Annotated in this window: 17 protein-coding genes, 1 tRNA gene, 1 pseudogene and 1 other annotated feature; of the genes and pseudogenes, 7 read left to right on the forward strand and 12 right to left on the reverse strand. The window is 40.7% G+C overall.

Annotation, left to right across the window (positions count from 1 at the left end):
* Nucleotides 1-4: 4 nt before the first annotated feature.
* The 3 genes from LI126_RS03470 to LI126_RS03480 all read right to left on the reverse strand — a co-directional run bounded on the left by LI126_RS03470 (nucleotide 5) and on the right by LI126_RS03480 (nucleotide 6,401).
* Nucleotides 5-1,297, reverse strand: coding sequence for a chloride channel protein (locus tag LI126_RS03470; RefSeq protein WP_196020085.1), 1,293 nt, complete (start codon nucleotides 1,295-1,297; stop codon nucleotides 5-7).
* 20 nt (nucleotides 1,298-1,317) lie between these two features.
* Nucleotides 1,318-2,097, reverse strand: coding sequence for a hypothetical protein (locus tag LI126_RS03475; RefSeq protein ID WP_227164818.1), 780 nt, complete (start codon nucleotides 2,095-2,097; stop codon nucleotides 1,318-1,320).
* A 197-nt stretch (nucleotides 2,098-2,294) separates the two neighbouring features.
* Nucleotides 2,295-6,401 carry a phosphatidylinositol-specific phospholipase C domain-containing protein gene (locus tag LI126_RS03480; protein ID WP_227164819.1) on the reverse strand — a complete coding sequence of 1,369 codons (4,107 nt, stop codon included), beginning with the start codon at nucleotides 6,399-6,401 and terminating at the stop codon, nucleotides 2,295-2,297.
* Between the two features lie 234 nt (nucleotides 6,402-6,635).
* On the opposite strand from LI126_RS03480, the gene LI126_RS03485 reads away from it, so the two are divergent.
* On the forward strand, nucleotides 6,636-7,955 hold the full coding sequence (locus tag LI126_RS03485; RefSeq protein WP_227164820.1) for a sensor histidine kinase: 1,320 nt from the start codon (nucleotides 6,636-6,638) through the stop codon (nucleotides 7,953-7,955).
* A gap of 4 nt (nucleotides 7,956-7,959) precedes the next feature.
* Here the strand turns inward: LI126_RS03485 and cytX are convergent, their stop codons facing one another.
* The 4 genes from cytX to LI126_RS03505 form a co-directional block, all read right to left on the reverse strand.
* Complete coding sequence (gene cytX, locus LI126_RS03490; RefSeq protein ID WP_226866202.1) at nucleotides 7,960-9,132, reverse strand: putative hydroxymethylpyrimidine transporter CytX; 1,173 nt, start codon at nucleotides 9,130-9,132, stop codon at nucleotides 7,960-7,962.
* A 3-nt stretch (nucleotides 9,133-9,135) separates the two neighbouring features.
* The gene (thiD, locus tag LI126_RS03495) at nucleotides 9,136-9,945 is read right to left on the reverse strand and encodes a bifunctional hydroxymethylpyrimidine kinase/phosphomethylpyrimidine kinase (RefSeq protein WP_015528392.1); all 810 of its coding nucleotides are present in this window, start codon (nucleotides 9,943-9,945) and stop codon (nucleotides 9,136-9,138) included.
* A 40-nt stretch (nucleotides 9,946-9,985) separates the two neighbouring features.
* A tRNA-Gly gene (locus tag LI126_RS03500) sits at nucleotides 9,986-10,056 on the reverse strand.
* Between the two features lie 109 nt (nucleotides 10,057-10,165).
* Nucleotides 10,166-11,233 (reverse strand): Rpn family recombination-promoting nuclease/putative transposase, encoded by a 1,068-nt coding sequence (locus tag LI126_RS03505; protein WP_226866203.1) that lies wholly within the window; start codon nucleotides 11,231-11,233, stop codon nucleotides 10,166-10,168.
* A gap of 425 nt (nucleotides 11,234-11,658) precedes the next feature.
* On the opposite strand from LI126_RS03505, the gene LI126_RS03510 reads away from it, so the two are divergent.
* The 5 genes and pseudogenes from LI126_RS03510 to LI126_RS03530 form a co-directional block, all read left to right on the forward strand.
* Entirely contained in the window at nucleotides 11,659-12,360 is a 702-nt protein-coding gene (locus LI126_RS03510) for a Crp/Fnr family transcriptional regulator (RefSeq protein ID WP_117497723.1), read from the forward strand.
* Nucleotides 12,361-12,389: 29 nt separating this feature from the next.
* A complete protein-coding gene (gene xdhA, locus LI126_RS03515; protein WP_227164821.1) occupies nucleotides 12,390-14,699 on the forward strand; it encodes a xanthine dehydrogenase subunit XdhA in 2,310 nt (769 codons plus the stop codon).
* Entirely contained in the window at nucleotides 14,692-15,579 is an 888-nt protein-coding gene (xdhB, locus tag LI126_RS03520) for a xanthine dehydrogenase subunit XdhB (protein WP_227164822.1), read from the forward strand. Before xdhA ends, xdhB begins: the two co-directional genes overlap by 8 nt.
* The gene (gene xdhC, locus LI126_RS03525; protein WP_020437186.1) at nucleotides 15,572-16,078 is read left to right on the forward strand and encodes a xanthine dehydrogenase subunit XdhC; all 507 of its coding nucleotides are present in this window, start codon (nucleotides 15,572-15,574) and stop codon (nucleotides 16,076-16,078) included. The genes xdhB and xdhC overlap by 8 nt, the downstream gene beginning before the upstream one ends.
* Before the next feature lie 16 nt (nucleotides 16,079-16,094).
* Nucleotides 16,095-16,346: pseudogene (locus LI126_RS03530) on the forward strand (purine permease); the annotation flags it as partial.
* A 145-nt stretch (nucleotides 16,347-16,491) separates the two neighbouring features.
* Here the strand turns inward: LI126_RS03530 and LI126_RS03535 are convergent.
* Entirely contained in the window at nucleotides 16,492-17,205 is a 714-nt protein-coding gene (locus tag LI126_RS03535) for an HAD family hydrolase (protein ID WP_227164823.1), read from the reverse strand.
* A 290-nt stretch (nucleotides 17,206-17,495) separates the two neighbouring features.
* On the opposite strand from LI126_RS03535, the gene LI126_RS03540 reads away from it, so the two are divergent.
* The gene (locus tag LI126_RS03540) at nucleotides 17,496-18,278 is read left to right on the forward strand and encodes a hypothetical protein (protein WP_117890561.1); all 783 of its coding nucleotides are present in this window, start codon (nucleotides 17,496-17,498) and stop codon (nucleotides 18,276-18,278) included.
* A gap of 270 nt (nucleotides 18,279-18,548) precedes the next feature.
* On the opposite strand, the gene LI126_RS03545 is transcribed toward LI126_RS03540, so the two are convergent.
* The 4 genes from LI126_RS03545 to tyrS all read right to left on the reverse strand — a co-directional run bounded on the left by LI126_RS03545 (nucleotide 18,549) and on the right by tyrS (nucleotide 21,706).
* Nucleotides 18,549-19,295 carry a TSUP family transporter gene (locus tag LI126_RS03545; protein WP_015528406.1) on the reverse strand — a complete coding sequence of 249 codons (747 nt, stop codon included), beginning with the start codon at nucleotides 19,293-19,295 and terminating at the stop codon, nucleotides 18,549-18,551.
* Nucleotides 19,296-19,389: 94 nt separating this feature from the next.
* Complete coding sequence (locus LI126_RS03550; RefSeq protein ID WP_015528407.1) at nucleotides 19,390-19,659, reverse strand: STAS-like domain-containing protein; 270 nt, start codon at nucleotides 19,657-19,659, stop codon at nucleotides 19,390-19,392.
* Between the two features lie 230 nt (nucleotides 19,660-19,889).
* On the reverse strand, nucleotides 19,890-20,396 hold the full coding sequence (locus LI126_RS03555) for a flavin reductase family protein (protein WP_195937166.1): 507 nt from the start codon (nucleotides 20,394-20,396) through the stop codon (nucleotides 19,890-19,892).
* 86 nt (nucleotides 20,397-20,482) lie between these two features.
* On the reverse strand, nucleotides 20,483-21,706 hold the full coding sequence (tyrS, locus tag LI126_RS03560) for a tyrosine--tRNA ligase (protein WP_055160831.1): 1,224 nt from the start codon (nucleotides 21,704-21,706) through the stop codon (nucleotides 20,483-20,485).
* A gap of 177 nt (nucleotides 21,707-21,883) precedes the next feature.
* Nucleotides 21,884-22,183: a binding site (T-box leader), on the reverse strand.
* Between the last annotated feature and the right edge of the window lie 330 nt (nucleotides 22,184-22,513).

Consider the following 22,513-nt stretch of genomic DNA (forward strand, 5'->3'; position numbering starts at 1 on the left):
GTTTTCACTCAACGGAATTTTTGTTTTCCACTTTTCTCTTATCAAATAAGGATAGGCATTTGCTGCCTGCTGCCGCAGCCACAAAAATCCATACGAACAATTTCACCGGATAGCATAGAAACAGAAGCATTGTAACGGCTAACGGCTTTTTCATCGTTCCACCTAGAAGCGCCGCTGTAACAATTGCAGATGCGAAAACAAGATGACTCTCTGCATTTCCGCAGATCAGCATTCCCACGCCATATCCCATGCATACACCTGCGAAGATAACCGGGAAGAAATGTCCTCCCTTCAAACCGAACTGTATACAAATATTTGTGAGAAGCACTTTCAAAAATGCAACTCCGATCAGTGCTAACGGAAGGTATTGACTATACTCTTTCATCAACACTCCCATCTGTTCTTCTCCCGAAAACATAACTGCCGGGATTAACATTCCACAGATTCCAAGACAAATTCCTGCGAGAACTTCTCGAAGAACTGCCGGTACCTTTTTCGCAGTTTTCTTCGTTATCTGATGTGTCTTTTCATAAAAAACAGCTAACACGCATCCTGCAATAATATAGAGAAGTATTAATGCATAGTCCATCTTTCCGATCTCAACTGCCTCAAAGCTTGGAAAACCCGAAAGTCCTGAACCGAATACTTCGGAAAGTCCTGCATAAATACCTGTTGCAGCAGCAATTGCGATTCCATAAATAAATATCTTTGATGAAATTCCTGCCGGAACAACAGTTTGTTCTGAATTATTCTCTTCTAAAGTGTTCTCTTCCACTTCAAACAATCCAAATAGCGGAGCATGGAATAAAACACTTAAGGATGCTGCTACCCCGATCTGGGAGTATTCCTTCGCATGCTGTCTGGCAAACTTCAGATTATCTCCTGCCCAGTAACACATTCCGACGATAATTCCGGTAAGCCCGGCTTCCGGACCTACACTGCTTCCGATTAAAAGCGGCAGCACTGCTGCGATCATCATGACAAGCATATTTTTATAATCATAATGCTTCTCCGTTTTCACTTTTGCCATAACAGTTTCCATTTCCTCCGGATAATCTCCGAACATCTTCCGGAAGACACCGACAAAAAATGCACCGATCACACAGACCACTATCGTATAGTATGGTAATGAAAAATGTTCCGGAACCCATTCCCAGATAAGATTCATCCCGACTGCCATGATCTTCAAAAGTGCCCAGACCAATCCGCCGGCAACTGCACCGATAATTGCACAGAACAGCCAGAGCTCTAACTGATTTTTTATCTTTATATTTCTAATTTCTTTTTGACTGTTCATCAATCTGTCCTTTACGTTTTCTATTTTTCAGATACTTCTGCATCCGTATCTCTCACCTGTGGAATTAAGGAAGCTGCCAGTTTTCCTTTTCCACGATGTTTCAAATATAAAATTCCAATCACAGAAAATACAACAGCTCCGACAAAATTCACCATAAGATCTTTCATTGTATCTACGATTCCAATGTCAAGATATCCGCCCAGATTCCAAGTCTCACCGTTGATCACAACAGACTGAACATCTACATGGATTGGGATATTTGCTCCTGTCGGATTCAGCTTCACTGAATTGATTGCCGGAACGATCCAGTCTTTCTGCATATCCAATCCGAAAAACCAATCCATACTGAATTCAAAGAACTCCCACAAAACACCAACTGTCATTGAAAAACAAAATGCAAAAAATGCCACAAAGTATGGGGACATCTTAATTGAGAATCGATCACTTCGGTTGAATAAATCAATCAGTGCAAACCCGATTGCCGCCATCAGGAATCCATTCGTTGTATGCAAAATAGTATCCCATACCGGAATCTTTACATAAAATGCATTGATTTCTCCAAGTATCTCTGCTGAGAAGATAAAGATCAGAATAACCGTTTCCAGACCAACCGGGATTGTCACTCCAAGTTTCTTGTCGATAAACTGTGGCACCATAAACAAAATCAATGTTAGAATTCCAAGAAACATATTGTGATAGTTTCCCAGAAAGAATTGTCTGATAACGGAAACAATAACCAACATTGTCAGTACCATCTGGACCCTTGTTCTATTTCTTGCTTTTTTACTTAATTCACTCATTTCTCACTCTCCTTTTCTCTCAACACATTGCGGTCAGAAACACTTTTTATTACATGTTTAAGATATACCGCATCTGTTTTCATAATATACTAATTTCATCTTTTTTTCAATAAAAGGTGTCAGGCCGAAGTTTAAAATAACAGCTTCCCCATATGCCTGACACCTTTCTATCTATCGTTTATAGATTCACTTTAATTTTACTTCTGTTTTCTTCTTCTAATAACATAAATCATTCCACCGATCACTGCAATTGATCCTGCAGTCATCAGAATCCAGATGTAGCTGATGCTGTCTCCTGTCTTTGCTGTTTTCACCTGTTTTCCTGACACTGAAGTTCCTGTTGGTTTCTTTCCTGCAGTACCTGTCGATGTTTCCTTTGAATCGGTTGGATTCTTTGTTTCTTCTTTCTTCACAATCTGGTAATCTATCTGATAGTCTGTATCCTCTCCGTGAAGCACATAATTATCACTCTGTTCACCACTCATTCCGACAATGGTGGCTGTATATGTTCCGGTCTTGATTTCATTTCCACCTTCTACAACCGCCTTGCAGTCATCTTCGAACAATACCCCTGTAAATTCTGCAGACACATTTGCTTCTTTCCCTGTATAAATCACAGTTCCGTCCGTATTCCATGCAACGCCCAGAGGTTTTGGCTGTACCTGCAGTGTCCCTGGTTTAAACAGTACTGCGTAATTCGCATTATCTGCTGTCAGCGGAGTTTTTTCTGTAATATCATAAAGACCGACCGTACAGTTTTCTTTTTCTGCATCTCCTGCGGTCAATGTGACATTTATTTTCAGATCCTCTATCTGATCATCTCCTGCCAGACTTCCCTCACTGATTGACCAGGTATACTCTGTGATTGTCTGTCCATATTCTTTCTCCGTACGGTCCGGTCTGATCGTAATGCTTCTCGGTTTTACTGTTACAGAAATATTTGACGTAACTGTCTTGTAGTTCGGATTAGCCGGTGTGAAGATCATCTCTTGTTCACTTTGATCCTCTGCTACTGTAAGCATTGTCGTATCGTCTGCAAAACGGAATACACCTTCTCCCGACTGACTGGAAAGTGTTGCTTTCTTTAAGCTGTCTCCATAAATCACTTCTGCTGCTGGGAAAGTCACTTCCGGATCTGCCTGCAAAATCTCATATTCCCATACATGCACGCGGTTTGTGCCGGAAAAGATATAGTTTTCATTGGTCAAACCTATTGCAAGCGCCTTGTAATTTCCAACTTCTGTATGATCTGCATTGAGCAGTTTTTTAATCGCACAACTATCCTTTTCTAAAAGGCTGTCTGCTTTCACGTTTGCCTCTATTCCACATGCATTTCCTGTATATGTATACTGTGCTGCCTCATTCCATTCTATCTCTGCTTCCTTTGGTGATACATTAAGGAATGCCGGAAGAACTACAACATCATAATTCGTATTTGTCGCATTGTCTTTCAGGATAACATATCTTCCTGCATTTCCATATGCGCCAAGAATGTCATCTCCATCTGCATCTGTTGTGCTTCCTGTCAGAATATCTTCCGGTTCGATGGTTGTTGCTTTCAATGTCAGTCCGAGACTTTCAACAGTATCTCCTGGAAGAAGTTTCGCCCTTTCTGAATCACTGATCGTAAATGTAAGATCTGCGCTGGTCAACTCATCTCCATATGTCTTTGTTTTCTTTTCTGCACGGACAATGATTCTCTGTGCACTACTGACTGCTCCATTTTCGAATGTAGTATTTTCTGCTGTGCTGCTTTTGGAACCTGTTGTTTCCATTGTGTTCACTGGATTGATATCAAGATCGTATTCTTTCAAATGAATCCAGTTTACCTTGAATCCGCCTACTGTTTCCGGACAATCAATCTTATAGCTTCCTGCATCGATTATCTCATTTAATGACTGTCCTGTCTCCTGGATTCTCATTTCATCCGTAACATTTGCAAAAAGTTCTTCCACTTCATCTGCGCTCAGTGTTTCCGTTGGTGCAACAACGTATGACATCTTCGGAGTTTCACCATAGGAAATTTCTTCATATCCGAGATACGCTGTGATCACTTCTGACTTATTCACTGTTTTTACCGGAACCCACATAGTAACATTTTTGTATTTTTTATTATCTGCCGGCAGGAAGGTCAATTCAAATTTTGTCTGATCTGTTACTTCCTGATCTGTTACAACATGGGTTGCATCTTCAAACTTCCATGTTCCTGCCGGTGCATTTTCAATCCCCTTCAATGTAGCTTCTGCCAGTGTCTGACCATATTCAACCTCTACTTCCGGTGTAGGAAGTTTTGGTTCAAATATCATGTTGCTGTTTGTCTCATAGATCAACCGTGACATTGGTTCATCAATAAAGTTAAGCATTACTGTTCCAAGGAATCGGTTATCGATACAATTCTCCTTATCTTTATATAAATCCGAATTGATATCTCTTGTCATATTCAACGGAATTCCATTTGCACAGGAAGTATAATTAAATACCCATGAATTAGAATCAATTGGATGACTTGTATCTATTCCTGTTGTCTGTTTCATTGTTCCTGCTATATATTCCCACTTCTTTGAATAAATATCACAGTCATATGTATTATATGCATCCTGGATATACACTCGATTTTTTCCATCATCATATGTTTTATATGCATACTTATAATCTCTATAACTCACATCATCCCAATTGGTAAGATCAAGTCCCATTGCACGCGTCTGCCAGGCTTCATAATTTTGAGTTAATTTAAATCTTCGGATAAGTACAATTTTTCCACGAGCTTCCTTCATTGATGGAATGTCTCCCTCAGTGTACACTTTATCCTGATGATTTTTCACAAATTCTGCAACTGCATGCTCCATTCCTACTGTAGAACCATCATCCGGTTTTATCGTAAGAATAATTGTTTCTGAAGGATGTTTTTCCAAAAAAGCAAGTGATGTATTAAAGATTGACTGTAATGTAAGATCACTTCCGTCTTTTTCCTGACACTGCCATGTATCGCCTCCATGTATAATCTTCACGTCTGCCGCAGAAGCATCGTCTTTTGTTGCATTTCCACGAATATCAAAACTACGTGCTCCCACATTCAACTGCTCATCATAATAAAGATTCTGACAAGATGTGAGTGATAAACTTGCAACAAGGTCTTGTACAACCCCTGCTGTTCCTGTATCATGTGTTGCCGGAATATTTACAGAAGATAATAGTGCATCATCTGGAATATCTGCCATCCATTCATCTGCGTAACCGTAAGCCGTATCATTTGTACTTCCTGCCAAAATTGACACATTCATAGCCGTCGCTGTATGACCAATCCATGTCTCGCCAATCCCCTCTTTTAGATACATACCGCTTCTGGCATTCATGATTTTATATGTTCCATCATCCTGTCTAAAGAAGCGCCACAGTTGGCTGGTATTTTGATTTCTGTCAAAACTTTCCTTATTCCAGATATGTACTATTGTATTTGCACAACCTGATTCTCCCAGAACATCTATCGCATAATTGGTATCTTTCTCTCCATCCGATATAGCTTCAATTCTATATGCCTGATAGTCTGGATACCAAACCAGTTTCCATTTACTGGCGATCCCCTGTTCTAGAAAAAGTAACTGTGTTCCTGGGAGTGACTCATTTGAAGGCCTGTTTATTGCTTCATGTGTTTCTGCTTTATAGATTTCAGAAACTACACTTTTATCTCCATCTTTTAAAATCTGAGTTTCCTTTCCTGTGAGCGGAACCACCGATTTTGTAACCAGCCAGACTTTTCTATCTTTTTCTTCTGTCTGAATAATATTGGGATTATTATTATTCAAATTTCCTGAGTATCCAAGCCATCTTCCACTTTTTCTATTCTTTATATAATATCTTTTATTTCCGTTTGCATCATTTCCAAGATAATAAAATGCAAATTGACGATGCTCTTTTCCTTTGACTTTCTCATCATTACTTTCCCATACATGTATCTTTGCACCGCTATCTTTACTTTCATCTTCTACATCTGCGAAACGATCTGTTCCATTCACCTTAATGTGTTTAATTCCATACCATCCGTTTTCTATTTTATCCAGACGAAAACGGCAATTACCGCCTTCTCCGGTATCCAAATGTACATCGCTTCCTTTCTCGCCACTGTCATTTACATTCCAACGATAATCTGTATTTTCTTCCAATGTAATAAATAATTCACTGTTCGTCTCCATATTTGTGTCCAGCGTTCCACTGGAATCTGCCGCTTTTACACTGATTGGAATCCCCGTAAGTGCTATCGTCATACATATGAGCGCTGCCATTATCCTTTTTATTGTTTTCATATCCGTTTTTCCTCCTCATTTGTATTTTGCTATATTATCGGCAATCATATTTCTTATTATTATATTTTTGATACCAGATTGTTCAATATTTTTGACATGAACTGTCTGAAAATGGCACGAATCGTCATTCTGTGGTATACTAATCCTATGTCAAAACGTTTGTATTTAATATGAACTGTGCAAACCTGCACGACAACACTTTATGGATTATCTATTTCAAAAGGGGGGATTTTGATGCGGACTTTAATTTTCCAAACTTTGGAATTTACAGTTTTGATTCCTGGTATGCTGCTTGCCTATCTGCCGGTAAGATCATCTCTGAAACAAACACCTAAGAAGCTGGCTGTCTGGATGCTCCCGCTTCTTATTATATGCTCTTGTTTTTGTGGTTTTGCATGCTATAGATTCCATTTGTCAACAAGATCTGTTCTTCTTCCTCTTCTATTTGTTCTACTTGTTCTATACCATAACACTTTGTTAATTTCACTTTGGAAATCTGTCAGCATCTATCTTGCCGTCTGTGCAGTTTTTTCCTGCTTTAACAGCCTTTCCAGAGCTGCTTCTGCAATGTTGAATTTTGGTTCTGGACACCTTGCATTTTCCGGTTTTTCTACTTTTGGAATCCTGTATAATCTTTTCTGCATTCTTTTCGTCCTTCTCGTATGGTATCCAGCCTCCCATTCAGTCAAAGAAATAGTAGAAGATGAAAATCTTGCTCCGACCTGGTATGTTTTCTGGATTCTCCCGGTTCTGGTCATCGGATTGAACCTTGCTTTGATTCCAAAATATAATACCATCCTGCACACGCAGCGTTTTCTGCGTGGATACATTGTGATTGTTTATGCTCTTCTACTCATCCTTGCATTATTTTACTCGATGTTTTTAATGATGGCTAATATCCTGAATAAAAACAAAAAACTTCAGCAGGAAAATCTTTTTCTTTCTGTACAGCAGGAACGATATGAGAATTTAAGAAGTGCGATTGAAGATGCCAGACAGGCTCGACATGATATTCGTCATCATTTTATACAACTTTCCACCATGGCCAAAGACGGTGATTTAGAAAAGATCAAAGAATACCTGCAAAATGCAATGGATAAAATTCCAAACCTTACTTATCACTTCTGTGAAAATCAGTCTGTCGATAACGTGATTGGATATTATTATGCGCTTGCTCAAAAAGAAGAAATTCCATTTGCTGCCCGTGTTGATCTTCCAAAAGAACTTTCCGTAGATGAAATGGATCTCTGTCTTATTCTTTCCAATCTATTAGAAAATGCATTGGAAGCCAGTCGCAAAACTACCGCTGCGCAGCAGCAGATATCGTTGGAAATCTATCAACATTCTGCTTCTATTCTTTTAATCCGGGTAGAAAATAATTTTGACGGAACGATCAAAGAAAAGAACCATCTGTTCCATTCCACCAAGCGAAAAGGTCTGGGAATCGGTACCCAGTCTGTCCGCAGAATGGCAGAAAAGAACGATGGTTCTTGTAATTTTACTTATAAAGATGGAGTCTTTACCGCAAAGGTTATGCTTCGCGCTGACCTTTAAAAGGCTATGCTTTCTTTCTTCCTCTTACTGCTGCCACGATCATGCAAAGAAGAATTGTCAAAACCATATCCGGAAGTGTATTTCCAAGCAGCATATCAATATTCATCAGAACACGGTATAAAATGAAGCCGGCCAGCCAGATCAACAGATTATACCAATCGAATCCGGTTTCCGATTTTTTCTTTTTCAGAATAAAGAAATCTGCAATCTGCACTGCGATCATTGGCGCAAATACAGAGCCGATCAGATACAGGAAATCTGTGATATCGTCCATCGGATAGACAATTGCTCCGATGGTACCGATCACTGTTACAACTACAGCAACGTATTTTCCTTTAAGTCCTGCAAAGATGGATTCACTTGAAATTCCTGCTGAATAAGCATCCAGGAAAGTGGTTGTAACTGTTGAAAATACAATAATCAGAAGACCTGCGATTCCAAGTCCTGCTTTTACCATGATCTGTGCGATATCACTTTCTCCTGTGAACAATGCAGCACCCATTCCGACCAGATACATAAAACAGCTTACAACTCCATAAACAACTGTACTGACTGCGGTTGCCTTCACAGGTTCTTTCGCCTCTCTTGTATAATCACTGATCAACGGAAGCCAGGACAATGGCATTGCAACCGCAAGTTCTACTGCTGCTCCAAAGGAAAATGTCTCATCGGTAATGGATGCAACTACAGTTCCATCAAAGAAAATAATCTTAAAAAGAATCAATGTAAGAATAAAAAGTGCTGCCATCGCAACTGTATTTACCTTTCCAAGATTTGTAATTCCGATCAGAATCCATACAATGATCAATGCACCTATTACCAGACACCATACCCAGTGTCCCACTGTAAAGATGCCTCCTGCTGCCAGTGCTCCATCATAGATCATAATTGCAGTCCATCCGACAAGCTGAAGCACATTCAGGATTGCGAAAAGCTGTCCTCCATGACTTCCAAAGCTGTCTTTTACTGTCTCCATGGCACTTTTTCTTGTCTTACCGCCAATCACTCCAGCCAGAAACAACATGATACATCCAATCACATGTCCTACCAGAATGGCTGCCAGCCCTCTGCCAAATCCAAGAGCTGCAAAATATGTCCCTGTAAGAATCTCAGCAATGGAGACTCCTGCTCCAAACCAGATTAATCCGTTCTCAAATAATGATGTTCTTTTTTCCATAGTTTATGCCTCTGCTTCTTTTGTATATTCATTCTGGATAGCAAATCCATGATCCATTGGACCGCTTCCCTTCCCAAGGTCAAGCATTGCTGCAAGTGCCCCAGAGATATACTCTTTCGCACGCTCCACAGACTCCTCCAAGGAGAATCCTTTTGCAAGATTAGAAGCAATCGCAGAAGACAATGTACAACCTGTACCATGAGTATTCGGATTATCAATTCTTTTTCCGTTAAACCATCGATACGCTCCATCTGCATATAGCAGATCATTCGCATCATTTAAGTTATGTCCACCCTTGCAGAGTACTGCACAGTGATATTTTTCTGAAATTTCTTTCGCCGCATCGATCATCTCTTCTGCACTTGTGATCTTTCTTCCGATCAACTCCTCTGCCTCCGGAATATTCGGAGTCAGTACACTTGCAAGCGGGAATAATTCTTCCTTCAATGTATCCGCCGCATCATCACTGATCAGCTTCGCTCCGCTTGTTGCTACCATAACAGGATCTACTACAATATTCTTTGCTTCATACTGACGCAGCTTCGCTGCAATAACTTTGATCAGTTCTTTATCTGAAACCATCCCGATCTTTACGGCATCCGGATAGATATCTGTAAAGATACTGTCAAGCTCCTGTCCTAAAAATTCCGGTGTTGCATTTAATATAGAAGTAACACCTGTTGTATTCTGCGCTGTCAATGCAGTAATCGCACTCATTGCATATACTCCATTGGTGATCATTGTCTTGATATCAGCCTGGATTCCTGCGCCTCCGCTAGAGTCACTTCCGGCGATTGTAATTGCTGTTTTCATGTTCTTGGCCTCCTTCTTTTTTAAAAACGGGTACAAAAAAAGCGGGTGATGGGAATCGAACCCACGTATCCAGCTTGGAAGGCTGGTGTTCTACCATTGAACTACACCCGCGTGTCTTGTGTTATCTCTGACACGAGTTATATCTTATCATACGTATCAGAGATATGCAAGCACAAATTTAAATTTTTCTAAGTTTTTTTAATTTTTTGTATCTACCTTATTACAATTTTTGCAATTCCATCAATTTCTTTCTTAATCTCATATTTTCCTCTTCTGCTTTATCAGCTCTTTGTTTTTCTTCTTCTGCTCTTTGTTTTTCTTCTTCCGCTCTTTGCTTTTCTTCTTCTATCTTTTGCTTCTCTTCTTCTAGTTCTCTTGCAATGCTCTCCTTCGCTTGAGCCACCTGTTCGGCTACCTTCTCTGCCACTTGTTCTTCGACCTGTTTTGCAACACTTGCCTTTACTTGTGCCAATTCTTCTTCCATCTCGTCAATCATCAACTTTACTGTATTACGATCCAAAATCTCAAGTTCTTTCGAAAACATCTCCATCATTCCTTCCATATTAAGACAGAGTGTATAGATTTCTTCATAAATCTTCTGAAAATCCGAATTTTGATTCAAAAGTTTTATAATCATCTCCGGATCATCCTGACTGAGAAATACGAGCCACTCTTCCAATCTGTTTTTTATCTTTCTGTTTTCATTTTGAATGATGTCACTAAAAATGTCAAGACATATAAAAGTATATTCTTGCAGTAAATTCACTTCTACTCCTGTATCACTTTTTTGTTCGCAATGGTGAATATATATTTCTTTCGAAAACCTGCGGAAATCAGCGCTGCTCTTTTCAAATAATACAATTGTATAGACTTTCTGAATTCTCTTATAAGTAAATGAATTTCCTAATTCTGCGCGCACTCGTTTATACTGTCGTAACAATAAATCAGAAGAATAACAGGCACTTCTCTGTCCGGGAAATAAATATCCCATTTTTTGTACTTCAACATTTGCTATACTGCCATCTTCAAACTGAACAACAATGTCCATAATCAATAAGGAGCTCTCTGCTGCAATACGCGCTGATTCATTCGGAAGTACTTTTAAAATTCTAATTTTTCTTCCCAGTATTTCTGATAGAAAATCATTTAACCTTTCGGGTCTGGTATCCGGATTCATAATAACTTTAAAATAGGTATCATAGAGAAGTTTTACACCTTTTACACCAGTGCAAATGTCAAGATATTCCTGTTGGTATTTTTCTTCCCAACCGCAAAATGTCTTCCACATTTTCGGGCTATTCCGGATTTCTTCAAGCACTTGTCCTTTGGTTCTGATCATTGGGAAATAGTTTTGTAATTTGTTTTTCATCGTTTATTTTGATGCGATATTTAAAATAAAACAGTCCTCTTACCTGCCCAACACCAACTTCATGAATTGGTATGTTCTCAGAATATCCCAGTCCACTTTTAATTGCAATGTGTTTCTTGTTTATAACTCATCTTTTTTGTTGATAATTTGTGGATAACTTTACAAATCAATATTTTTTCAATTTTTATTGTCATTTTTGCCAAAAAAACATTATAATACAATTAATTTATAGTCATTTTTTGTCCAAAACGCCATAATTCAAAAAAGCGGAGAAAAAATGTCACATGGCCTTTTAATGTATCAGCTTTTCTCTCTATAATGAATAAAAAGGAGGAGGAAGATTCGTGGATTTATTTAATAGCTTACCACTTAAAAAGCAGGAATATATGAACCGGCTTTTCAGAAACTGTACGGAGGAAGTCAAGTATTACATGTCCGTAATCGATGTGGAAGCTGACCAGACTTTTATCAAAGCCGGAGAAGAATGCAAGTACATATACATCATTTTATCAGGGAAAGTAACCGGAGTCGAATGGCCGATGCATGAGAAATCTTATTTCTTTAAGGACTTTGGACCGGGTGACTTCTTTGGTGAGATTGAATGTTTTGCCGGGCTTACAAGATACCGAATCAGCATTCTGTCTTCAACAAAATGTCGGCTGCTTGCCATTCCATCTATTTATTATATGGAGTGGATGCGTATGGATGTTGATGCACTGTTCATGAGAACACAGGAAAATATCAGCCGCCTCGTTCTGCAAACTGCGGAAGCCAGGAAATATCTGTTTATGGAAGGAAGAGACCGATTAATGGTTCATCTGGTCCGTAAATATGAACAAAAGATCCCGGCACCGGAGATTCTGGTACTTAACCAGACACGAGCGCGCATTTCCGAAGAAGTGGGGATTTCTATTAAAACTCTGGACAGAAACATCAGAAAGCTGGAAGAGATGAATCTTCTGACGCTAAATAAAGGAAAGATCGTGATTACCCAAGCCCAATATCTTCAGATGAAACAGGATATTGATTTTTACGTAAACGGTTGATCCAAACTTATGTTTAAGGAGGGGATAACATGTATGTAGGAAAAAAGGTTACTCGTGTAGATGCCTACGATAAAGTAATTGGACGTACAAGGTATACAGATGATCTCTGTGATAAGAGTGCCTATATTGCACGTATTTTACACTCTACAATTGCCAACGGACGTGTTCTTTCTATTGACACATCTGAAGCCGAGAAGATACCTGGAGTTGTAAAAGTATTTACCTGTTTTGATTTAAAGGAAAAACATTATTTTCCAACTGCCGGACATCCATGGTCCACAGATGAATCACATCAGGATGTTGCCGATCGTCTTGTACTTACAGACCGCGTCAGATTTTATGGGGATGATATCGCTGCGGTTGTAGCAGAGGATGAGGTTTCCGCTGCACAGGCACTTCGTGCGATCAAAGTAGAATATGAAGAATATCCATTTGTTCTGGATGTTCTGGATGCTATGAAAGAGGATGCTCCTCAGCTTCATGAAAAATATCCGAACAATATTCTCAAGCATACAACAATCAGTAAAGGAAATTATGAAGAAGCCATCAAAGAACCGGGACTGATCAAAGTAGAAGGCTGGTACAGCACACCAACTGTTCAGCACTGTCATATTGAGAACTTCATCTGCTACGCTGAGATGGAAGGAGACCGCATCAAGGTTGTAAGTTCTACTCAGATTCCTCATATCGTGCGTCGAGTTGTCGGTCAGGCACTTGGAGTTGAATGGGGTAAGATCCGTGTCATCAAGCCTTACATCGGCGGTGGTTTCGGAAATAAACAGGATGTTTTGTATGAACCACTTTGTGCATGGCTGTCCATGCAGCTTCACGGACATCTTATTAAACTTGATGTACCAAGAGAAGAGACCTTTGTTTCTACTCGTGTACGTCATGCGATCAAGAGCCACATCATTTCATGGGTTCGCCCGGATGGAACATTTGCTGCAAGAAAACTGGAAGCATTTTCTGATCAGGGTGCTTACGCATCTCACGGTCACAGTATCTGTGCCAAAGGTGTCGGCGCGTTCCCGCAGCTTTATCCTTGTGATAACGTAGAGGCTGATGCTTATACAATATTCACGAACAAATCCGTTGCCGGTGCGATGCGTGGTTACGGAATTCCACAGGCAATGTGGGCTGTAGAATGTCATACAGAAGACATTTGTGCAAAACTTAACATGGATCCGCTTGAATTCCGCCGCAAAAACCTGATGCCGGTCGGATTCAAGGATGCATTTTCTAAAAATGAATTATACAGCGACACATTCAACCAGTGCCTCGACAAAGGAATCGAAGTTACTGATTACCTTCGTAAATACAAAGAATATCAGAACCAGACAGGAGATATCCGCAGAGGTATCGGTATGGCAGTCTTCTGGTACAACACAGCTGTATGGCCAATCTCACTTGAGACATCTTCCTGCCGTATGGTATTGAATCAGGATGGTTCTCTTCAGGTTCAGCTCGGTGAGACAGAGATCGGACAGGGTGCTGATACTGCATATTCACAGATGACTGCAGATATTCTTGGCGTTCCGCTTGAAGCTGTACACGTTGTTTCCTGTCAGGATACAGACGTTACACCATTCGGAACAGGTGCTTATGCATCCCGTCAGACTTATACAGCCGGATTCTCAATTCGCCAGACAGCACTGCTTCTGAAAGAACGCATTTTGAAATATGCGCATGAACTGACAAGAATGCCTGAATATAACCTGGATATCATTGACGGACAGATTGTTCGTATCACAGATAACCGTGTTCTGATGTCTCTTGGAGATCTTTCAACAGAAGCACTTTACAGCCTTTCACACAGTGAGCATCTGTCAGCTGAAAGTACAGCACAGATTAAGTCCAATGCTTACTCCTTCGGATGTACATTTGCAGAAGTTGAAGTTGACATCCCGATGTGTAAGGTAAAACTGCTTGATATCGTCAATGTACATGACGCCGGAACTCTTATCAACCCGGCACTTGCTGAAGCTCAGGTACACGGTGGTATGAGTATGGGAATCGGATTCGGACTTTCTGAAAACCTGCTCTTTGATCCGAAGACCGGAAGAGCATTAAATAATAACTTGCTCGATTACAAGTTATCCACATTTATGGATCACCCGAGACTACGCGCTTATTTCGTAGAAAATGCGGAGCCTACAAGTGCATTCGGAACAAAATCTCTTGGTGAGCCACCGACATGTTCCATTGCACCTGCAATCCGTAACGCAGTTTATCAGGCAACAGGTGTCTATGTAAATGATGCACCGGTGAATCCTCACCATCTGTTCCGCAGTATGAAGGAACAACATATGTTTGAGGAAGGAGGAGAAGCAAATGTATGATCTTAAAGCACTTTATGAAGCTGAAAGCGTAGCTCATGCTATACAGCTTTTACAGGAACATCCGGAAGCACAGATCATTGCCGGCGGAAGTGACGTTCTTGTACAGATGCGTGAAGGACGCCGCGCAGGAAAAGAACTTGTAAGCATTTATAGAATTGATGAAATAAGAGGCATATCTTATGAAGAAGACGGTGCGATCCGCATTGGCTCTCTGACCAGCTTCTCTCATATTACAAAGGATCCGATCATCCAGAAGCATATCAACGTACTTGGGGAAGCTGTTGATATGGTTGGTGGACCACAAATCCGTAACATCGGAACGATCGGTGGAAACACATGTAATGGTGTTACATCCGCTGATTCCGCTTCAACACTTCATGCATGGGATGCAATTGTTGAGATTACAGGACCGGACGGAGTTCGCAGAATCCCGATCCATGACTTCTATATTAAAGCAGGAGTCGTTGATCTGAAACCGGCAGAGATTCAGACAGCGATCATCATTCCGAAGGAAGCATACGAAGGCTACCACGGACATTACATTAAATACGCAATGCGTAATGCAATGGATATCGCAACAACAGGATGTTCTGTCAATGTAAAACTCTCTGAGGATAAGAAGACGATCGAGGATGTCAGAATTGCTTACGGAGTTGCAGGACCTGTTCCGATGCGTGCACCTTCTGCTGAGGCAAAAGCAAAAGGCAAACCGCTTACAAAAGCTGTTGTTCATGAATTTGGTCAGGCTGTTCTGGAAGATATCAATCCACGTGACAGCTGGAGAGCATCCAAGGCATTCCGTCAGCACATCGCTACTGTTCTTGCAGAGCGTGCACTGACAGAATCTATCAGATTGGCAGGAGGTGTGATCGATGAATAAACAATACAAATTACTTACCTGCACGATCAACGGTAAGAAAGTCGAGAAAATGATTGATGTCCGTGCATCACTTACAGATGTTTTAAGAGATGACTTCCGTCTGACCAGCGTAAAGAAAGGCTGTGAAGTCGGAGAATGTGGAGCATGCAATGTAATCATTGATGGGGAATGCTTCAACTCCTGTATCTATCTCGGTGTATGGGCTGAGGGAAAAGAAATCCTTACTCTTGAAGGTCTCGCCGGACCAAATGGTGAGTTATCCGATATTCAGCAGGCATTTATTGATGAAGCAGCTGTTCAGTGTGGCTTCTGTACACCTGGATTCATCATGAGTGCAACTGAACTTTTAAATGCCGGCAAAGAATTCTCAGATGATGAGATCCGTAAAATGATGTCCGGTCATCTGTGCCGCTGCACAGGTTATGAAAACATTTTCCGTGCAGTCAAGAAGACAATGCTTCGCAGACTCGGAAAAAATGAAGAAGCAGACGCTGTCTAACTATCCAATATGGAAGATTGGTTCAATCCTGTACGAAGGAATCAAGATGCTCAAAGACTGCGAGTTCAATGACCGCACAATGATCATTGTATCTCTCGCTTTCTGCGTCGGCGTTGGTCTTACACAAACAGATGCGAACTTCTTCAGCGCTTTCCCACAGGCTGTGGGAGATATCTTCAACGGAAATGCTGTTGCAGGTGTGTTCGTAGTATCACTGCTGCTCAGTCTGATTCTGCCGAAAGATAAAAGTGAAAAAGTAGAAGAATAACGAATAAGAAGAAAATAACAGCTGTAATTGAAAAATATTTCTCTTACAGCTGTTATTTTTCTTTTTTTAAAAGGTTTTCTTTTACCATCCAGCTTCCGGAGCAGCCATCACCTTGATTATTTGGGCTTCCTTCTGCATATTCCGCTCACTCCTTTGTGCTGATCTTCTCCAGACATGCAATCAATTCTGCCTCACTTCTTACCACTGCATCCGGCTTTACATCACCTGCTGCCTGATGTCCACGATGATTATACCAGATTGCATTCCATCCCGCAGCTTTTGCCCCAACAATATCATTTTCAAAAGAATCTCCTACATAGCAGATCTCTTGCGGCAAAATCCCCATTCTTTCCGCCGCACGACTGAAAATCCTCTTGTCCGGTTTTGCTACCCCGAGTGCTCCTGATATAAATACATGACCTACTGGAATCCATTCCGTTACACCAAGCGCATTCACTTTATCCCATTGATGCTGCGCCGGACCATTTGTAACGATTCCCAGAGTCACCTTCTCTTTCAAGTTCTGCATCAACTGTCTCATTGCATCTGTCATCTTGATTTCATGCTGTTTTTCTTCATAAATTGCTTGGAATTCCAATGCCTTGAGTGCATCAATCTTCTTCCCATAATCAAGAAATGCATTTTTGAATCGATAGATATACATCTCTTCCATCGACATCTCACCACTTAAACAGCGTGCATACACGGAATCACTGTATCTTCTGCTTGCCAAAAATGCGCCTTCCAGATCCAGATCTTTATCTTCCGGGAAAACCTCCCTGCATGTTTCCTTAAATGGAGTTGATAAATCATATAATGTGTCGTCTACATCGAATACAATTGCTTTCATTATTCTCATCCTGTCCTTTTCCCACTCCCTGGTAAACTGTTTTGGTTACTACTCGCACTACATACGACTGACAATCCATTCTGACAGATACCATGCTTGTTATCTTTTTATCAATCTATTGATAGTCTAACATAGTTTATTTTGTTTGACTAGGTTCAATTTTGTCCACTATTTTATAAATCTTATAAGTATACGCTAACCATAAACCTGATTATCCCTTGCATCACCGTGTTATAATTAAAATTAAGGTGGTTAGAAACATTTACCATCTGCTAAGGATTTTGAAAGAAGGCATTTTAATGAAAACTTATGTTACACACTACTTTAACTTTGAATACATCGGAATCTACCTGCTCGTCTCGCTGATCGGGCTGGCCGTTGTGATCGGTATTGTTCTTGGCGTAGCCAAATTGAAAACACGCCAGCGACTGCAAGATGACTCCCTGTCTCACAAAGCAATCCGTCGTATCAACCGCCATCACCAGGAGCGCAAGAGAAGCATTATTGAAAGTTTCTTTGAGATGGTCTTCGCCAGCACCTCCGTGCTGATCTTTCTGTCTCTTTACTATGTTATCGACGAGAGGATTCCAGGCGTGTCCATCTATTGGCAGAAGTATCAGGACATTATCCTGTTACTCTTCCTTTGCTTCTCCGTTATCTTAAATGGATGGCTTGATATTGTATTTGTACCATTGGAAGAAATAGATTCCAACCAGAAGGCGTCCATTCGACTGGTATCTTCCTTTTATATTATACTGATACTTCTGTATATTAAGTTTATTTACAATGATGACAACTACGATTCACTGATGATGTACTTCATCACACTTGCTGTTGGTCGTTTTATCTACTTCGATTTTACAATGGATGACTTTTTAAGCACACTTCACGGCTTCTGGGAAGAATTGCCACTGCTTATCCTGATGGCAAGTTACTCCGGATTCGTCTGCTGGTTTGGATTCTATACCGGATTCCTGCTTACGTCTAACGGTGTGATCGTCAGTACACTGCTTGCACATCTTTTTATGGTATGTTCGATTTTTATATTGGATAAGACAAGAGTGCTGAGATTGGTGATGTGAGTATTATATTATAATGTTTATAAAAATTGACAAATTTATGTTATTTTGTATAAAAGTTAAGCCTATACACAAAGAAGCAGAATCATTTTCCCTCATGATTCTGCTTCTTTTATATCCTTATTATATTCGTAACTGTTCAGAGCCAACCTCCAAAATGCTACGCATTTCGTCGGTATGGTGTATCCGCCAAATAAAATTTCAAAAACAGCCTCAAAAATGCAAGCCTTTTATACCTGTTTTTTGAAATTTTGCTTGGCTCTGAACAGTTACTTATATCCCAGACACAACCTTAACCAATAACAGTACCAGCACGATCAGAATAATCGGCTTGATCACTTTCACCCCATTATTCACAACCATTCCTGCACCTACGTAATGCCCTGCGATACTGAAACAGGATGCTGCCAGTCCCAGTCCCCACAGGATTTTCCCTGCCAGGATAAATGTGATCAGCGCTGAAATATTGGAAGAAAGATTCACAATCTTCACATTTCCTGTCGCTTTCTCCAATGGTATCTTCGCAAGCTTGGTAAATACAAGCAGCAAGAAGGTTCCTGTTCCCGGACCGTAGAATCCGTCATAACAACCAATCACCAAAGAGCATACAATTGCGATCAGATACTGCTTGTTCTTTGTCATTCCGACCGGAACTTCCACATCCATGTTCTTGTCTCTCAACACACAAAAGGCTACGATCGGCAGGATCACAACCAATACCATTTTCAAAATATGGTCGCTGATAATCAACGCCAGATTCGCCCCTGCAACAGAACCAATCAACGCTCCGATCACCGTTCCGGGTACGAATCCCCAGTCTACTTTCTTATTCTTAATCAGTCTCGCTGTCGATACTACCGTTCCTGTTGAAGATGACAGCTTGTTCGTCGCGATTGCATTATGCACCGGAATCCCGGCAAACATATATGCCGGAAGCGAGATAAGTCCACCGCCTCCTGCAATTGAATCAACAAAGCCCGCCAGAAACACCAGCGGGCATACAATCAGATAAATCCCCATTTTCCTTGTTCCTTTTCTTCTATAAAATTAGATATCAGAGACAAACGCCCCGACTTCCTATTGTAACGGTTTACAAGGAATCTGTAAATATCATTTATTGTTGTTTTCCTCCGAGATGGCGAATCATCGCTAACATGGATGTGCTTGCATGAAGCGGTGTAATCTTTATCTCCGGATGCTCTTCCTGAAATACACGGAACACTTCATCCGCAAAACCGCGCCCCATGAATTCAATTCCCCGAAAATCAATCACAAGCTCCTTGTATCCTTCTGCATCTTTCAGAACTCTTCTCGCATGGGATCTTGCCACCGGATCCACAAAAGGCAATACATCCTTCAGTATTATTGTTTTTACTTCTTCCATTCTACCGCCCGCTTTCCTGGTATTTTCTATATCTATTTTTACCATATTTTATCAAAATTTTCAAGTTGTACAGCATTTTTATTTACTCTATTCTACAAAAAACTCCTCTCAGACTGCATCTTATCACAACTGAAAGGAGTTCTCCTATTATTTGCAAGCAGTGTAACTACTCTTTATTTTAATTGTTCCGGCTCTTCGACTTCATAATCTGACCAGCTGAAATCTTTTACTTATTCTCTCACAAGAACCTTCACGATCTCACCCATATACATTGTATGGTAATCTTTGCCCGGATACCATTTTTCATCCGGTCCGTCTACTGTAAAGCACTCCGGTTTCATCTCCTGTGCATAAAGCTTTCTGCAGACAAAGATCAGATCTGCTTCTTCATACGCTGTTGTTCCGTCTGTGTAATACGGTATCAGACCTGCTTCTTTATCTTTATCACAGTCGCGACCTGACTTGGAACCACAAAGATTTAATGCTTTTCTATAATCTTCCTTAAAGAAAGAAAGTGTAAACATCTCTTCTGCATCTACGAATTCCTTCGTATATCTCTGTGGACGAATATATGCTGTAGCCACATTCATCCCCCACATAATTCCAACACCACCCCAGCTGGCTGTCATTGTATTATGCTTCTCTTCATCTCCTGCTGTGATCAACATCCATTCCTTGCTGATTTTTGTAAAAGGGTTAAATGAAAGTTCCTCAATCTTTACTTCTTTAAATGCCATTTTTGTTTCCTCCTTATAAGAAGCGGCCATTACTGTATCCAACTTAATGCTACAGTAACAGCCACTATTTCTCTACTTCATTTCAATTATTTTGCAACAACTCTGCGGAAGTTTTTCTTTCCTTTTTTCACGATCTTTCCTTCTCCGTCGAAGTCTGCCGGAGCATATGTTGTTGTAATGTCTGTTACTTTCTCTCCGTCTACAGAAACACCACCCTGTGTTACGGCACGTCTTGCGTCAGATCTGGAAGATGCCTGTCCGCTCTTTACGAGAACTGCAAGGATATCAATCTTTCCATCCTGGAAATCTGCTTCTTCCAGTTCTGTTGTTGGCATGTTATCAGCATTTCCCTGGCTGAACAGTGCACGTGCACTCTCCTGTGCTTTCTTCGCTTCTTCCTCACCGTGAACAAGTTTTGTCAGCTCATATGCAAGGATTTCTTTTGCTGTATTAAGCTGTGCACCTTCCCAAGTATCCATCTTGTCGATCTCTTCAAGTGGAAGGAATGTCAACATACGGATACATTTCAGAACATCAGCATCTCCGACATTTCTCCAGTACTGGTAGAAATCGAATGGGGATGTCTTGTTCGGGTCAAGCCATACAGCACCTGACTGTGTCTTACCCATCTTCTTACCTTCGGAGTTCAGAAGCAGTGTGATTGTCATAGCGCTTGCATCTTTACCAAGTTTACGACGAATCAGCTCTGTACCTGCGAGCATATTGCTCCACTGATCATCTCCACCAAACTCAAGGTTACATCCGTAGTTCTGGAACAGCTCGTAGAAGTCATATGCCTGCATGATCATGTAGTTGAACTCAAGGAAGCTAAGTCCTTTTTCCATTCTCTGCTTGTAACACTCCGCTGTCAGCATTCTGTTTACTGAGAAATGAGGTCCTACCTCACGAAGTACATCAATGTAGTTCAAGTCAAGCAGCCAGTCCGCATTGTTTACCATAAGTGCTTTTCCATCAGAAAAATCGATGAAACGGCTCATCTGCTCTTTGAAGCAGTCACAGTTATGCTGGATCTGCTCCGGTGTCATCATGCTTCTCATATCAGTTCTTCCGGATGGATCTCCGATATATCCTGTACCACCACCGATCAGTGCGATTGGCTTGTTTCCTGCTTCCTGCAGACGTTTCATCAGGCACAGTGCCATGAAATGTCCTACATGAAGACTGTCTGCTGTCGGGTCGAATCCAATATAGAATGTAGCCTTTCCATTATTTACAAGTTCTTTGATTCTCTCCTCATCTGTCACCTGGGCGATCAGGCCTCTTGCCTGAAGCTCTTCATAAATTCCCATCTTTCTTCTCCTTCTCTTTTCGTTTTATTTTTCTGTAACTTCTACAGAATATTCATAACATGTCTCTTGGCACAAAAACTGTGACCAGTAGCATTATAACGCATCATTCAGCTTGGCCTTTTTATATATCCGAAAAGAACTTTCCTAACATATAAAAAAATCCTTACTGCATGACGCAATAAGGACGATCTATCACCGTGGTACCACCTTAATTCACCGACAACATTTTTTCGGATGTAAGTATAAAATTCTTACCTTTATGTCTGTCAGTCTCATTCGTGCAATAACGAGCACAACTCCGTCACAGCCTACTCTCTGTCTGATCTGCTGTCCATATCAATCGTTGAACTTTCATCATCAGATTTCGGTGTGAAGCTCCGGGATGTATTCGCAGTCAGTCATCTACGCGCCTCTCATCAGCCGGCAGCTTTCTGTGTGTCTGTTCTGTCTGTTACTTGTTCCCTTCACAGCCTTCCATATATAACTTCTATATAAGAGTCAGAATAAACTCTCGTAGTCTTGATGATAGACTATTGTAATCCTTTTGTCAAGTGGTCTTGTATATATAACAAAGAATGTGCCTTGGCACATTCTGGCGCCTGCGGCAGTCGCTTGCGACACCTACCTTGTACGCCGCAGTGCGCATCCCTAGCGGAGCGTTTTTATATATTAGGAAAGAACTTTCCTAATATATAAAAAACGGAAGTGTCCCCGGCTCTTCGCCGATTCCACTTCCGCTTTTGAAAAGGGATTATTAATGTGTGTGTTATCCGTATTCTTTCACATCATTATCCCGGATAACCTAAT

It is taken from the genome of Mediterraneibacter sp. 210702-DFI.5.30, from assembly GCF_020560115.1.
Classification (GTDB): domain Bacteria; phylum Bacillota; class Clostridia; order Lachnospirales; family Lachnospiraceae; genus Mediterraneibacter; species Mediterraneibacter faecis.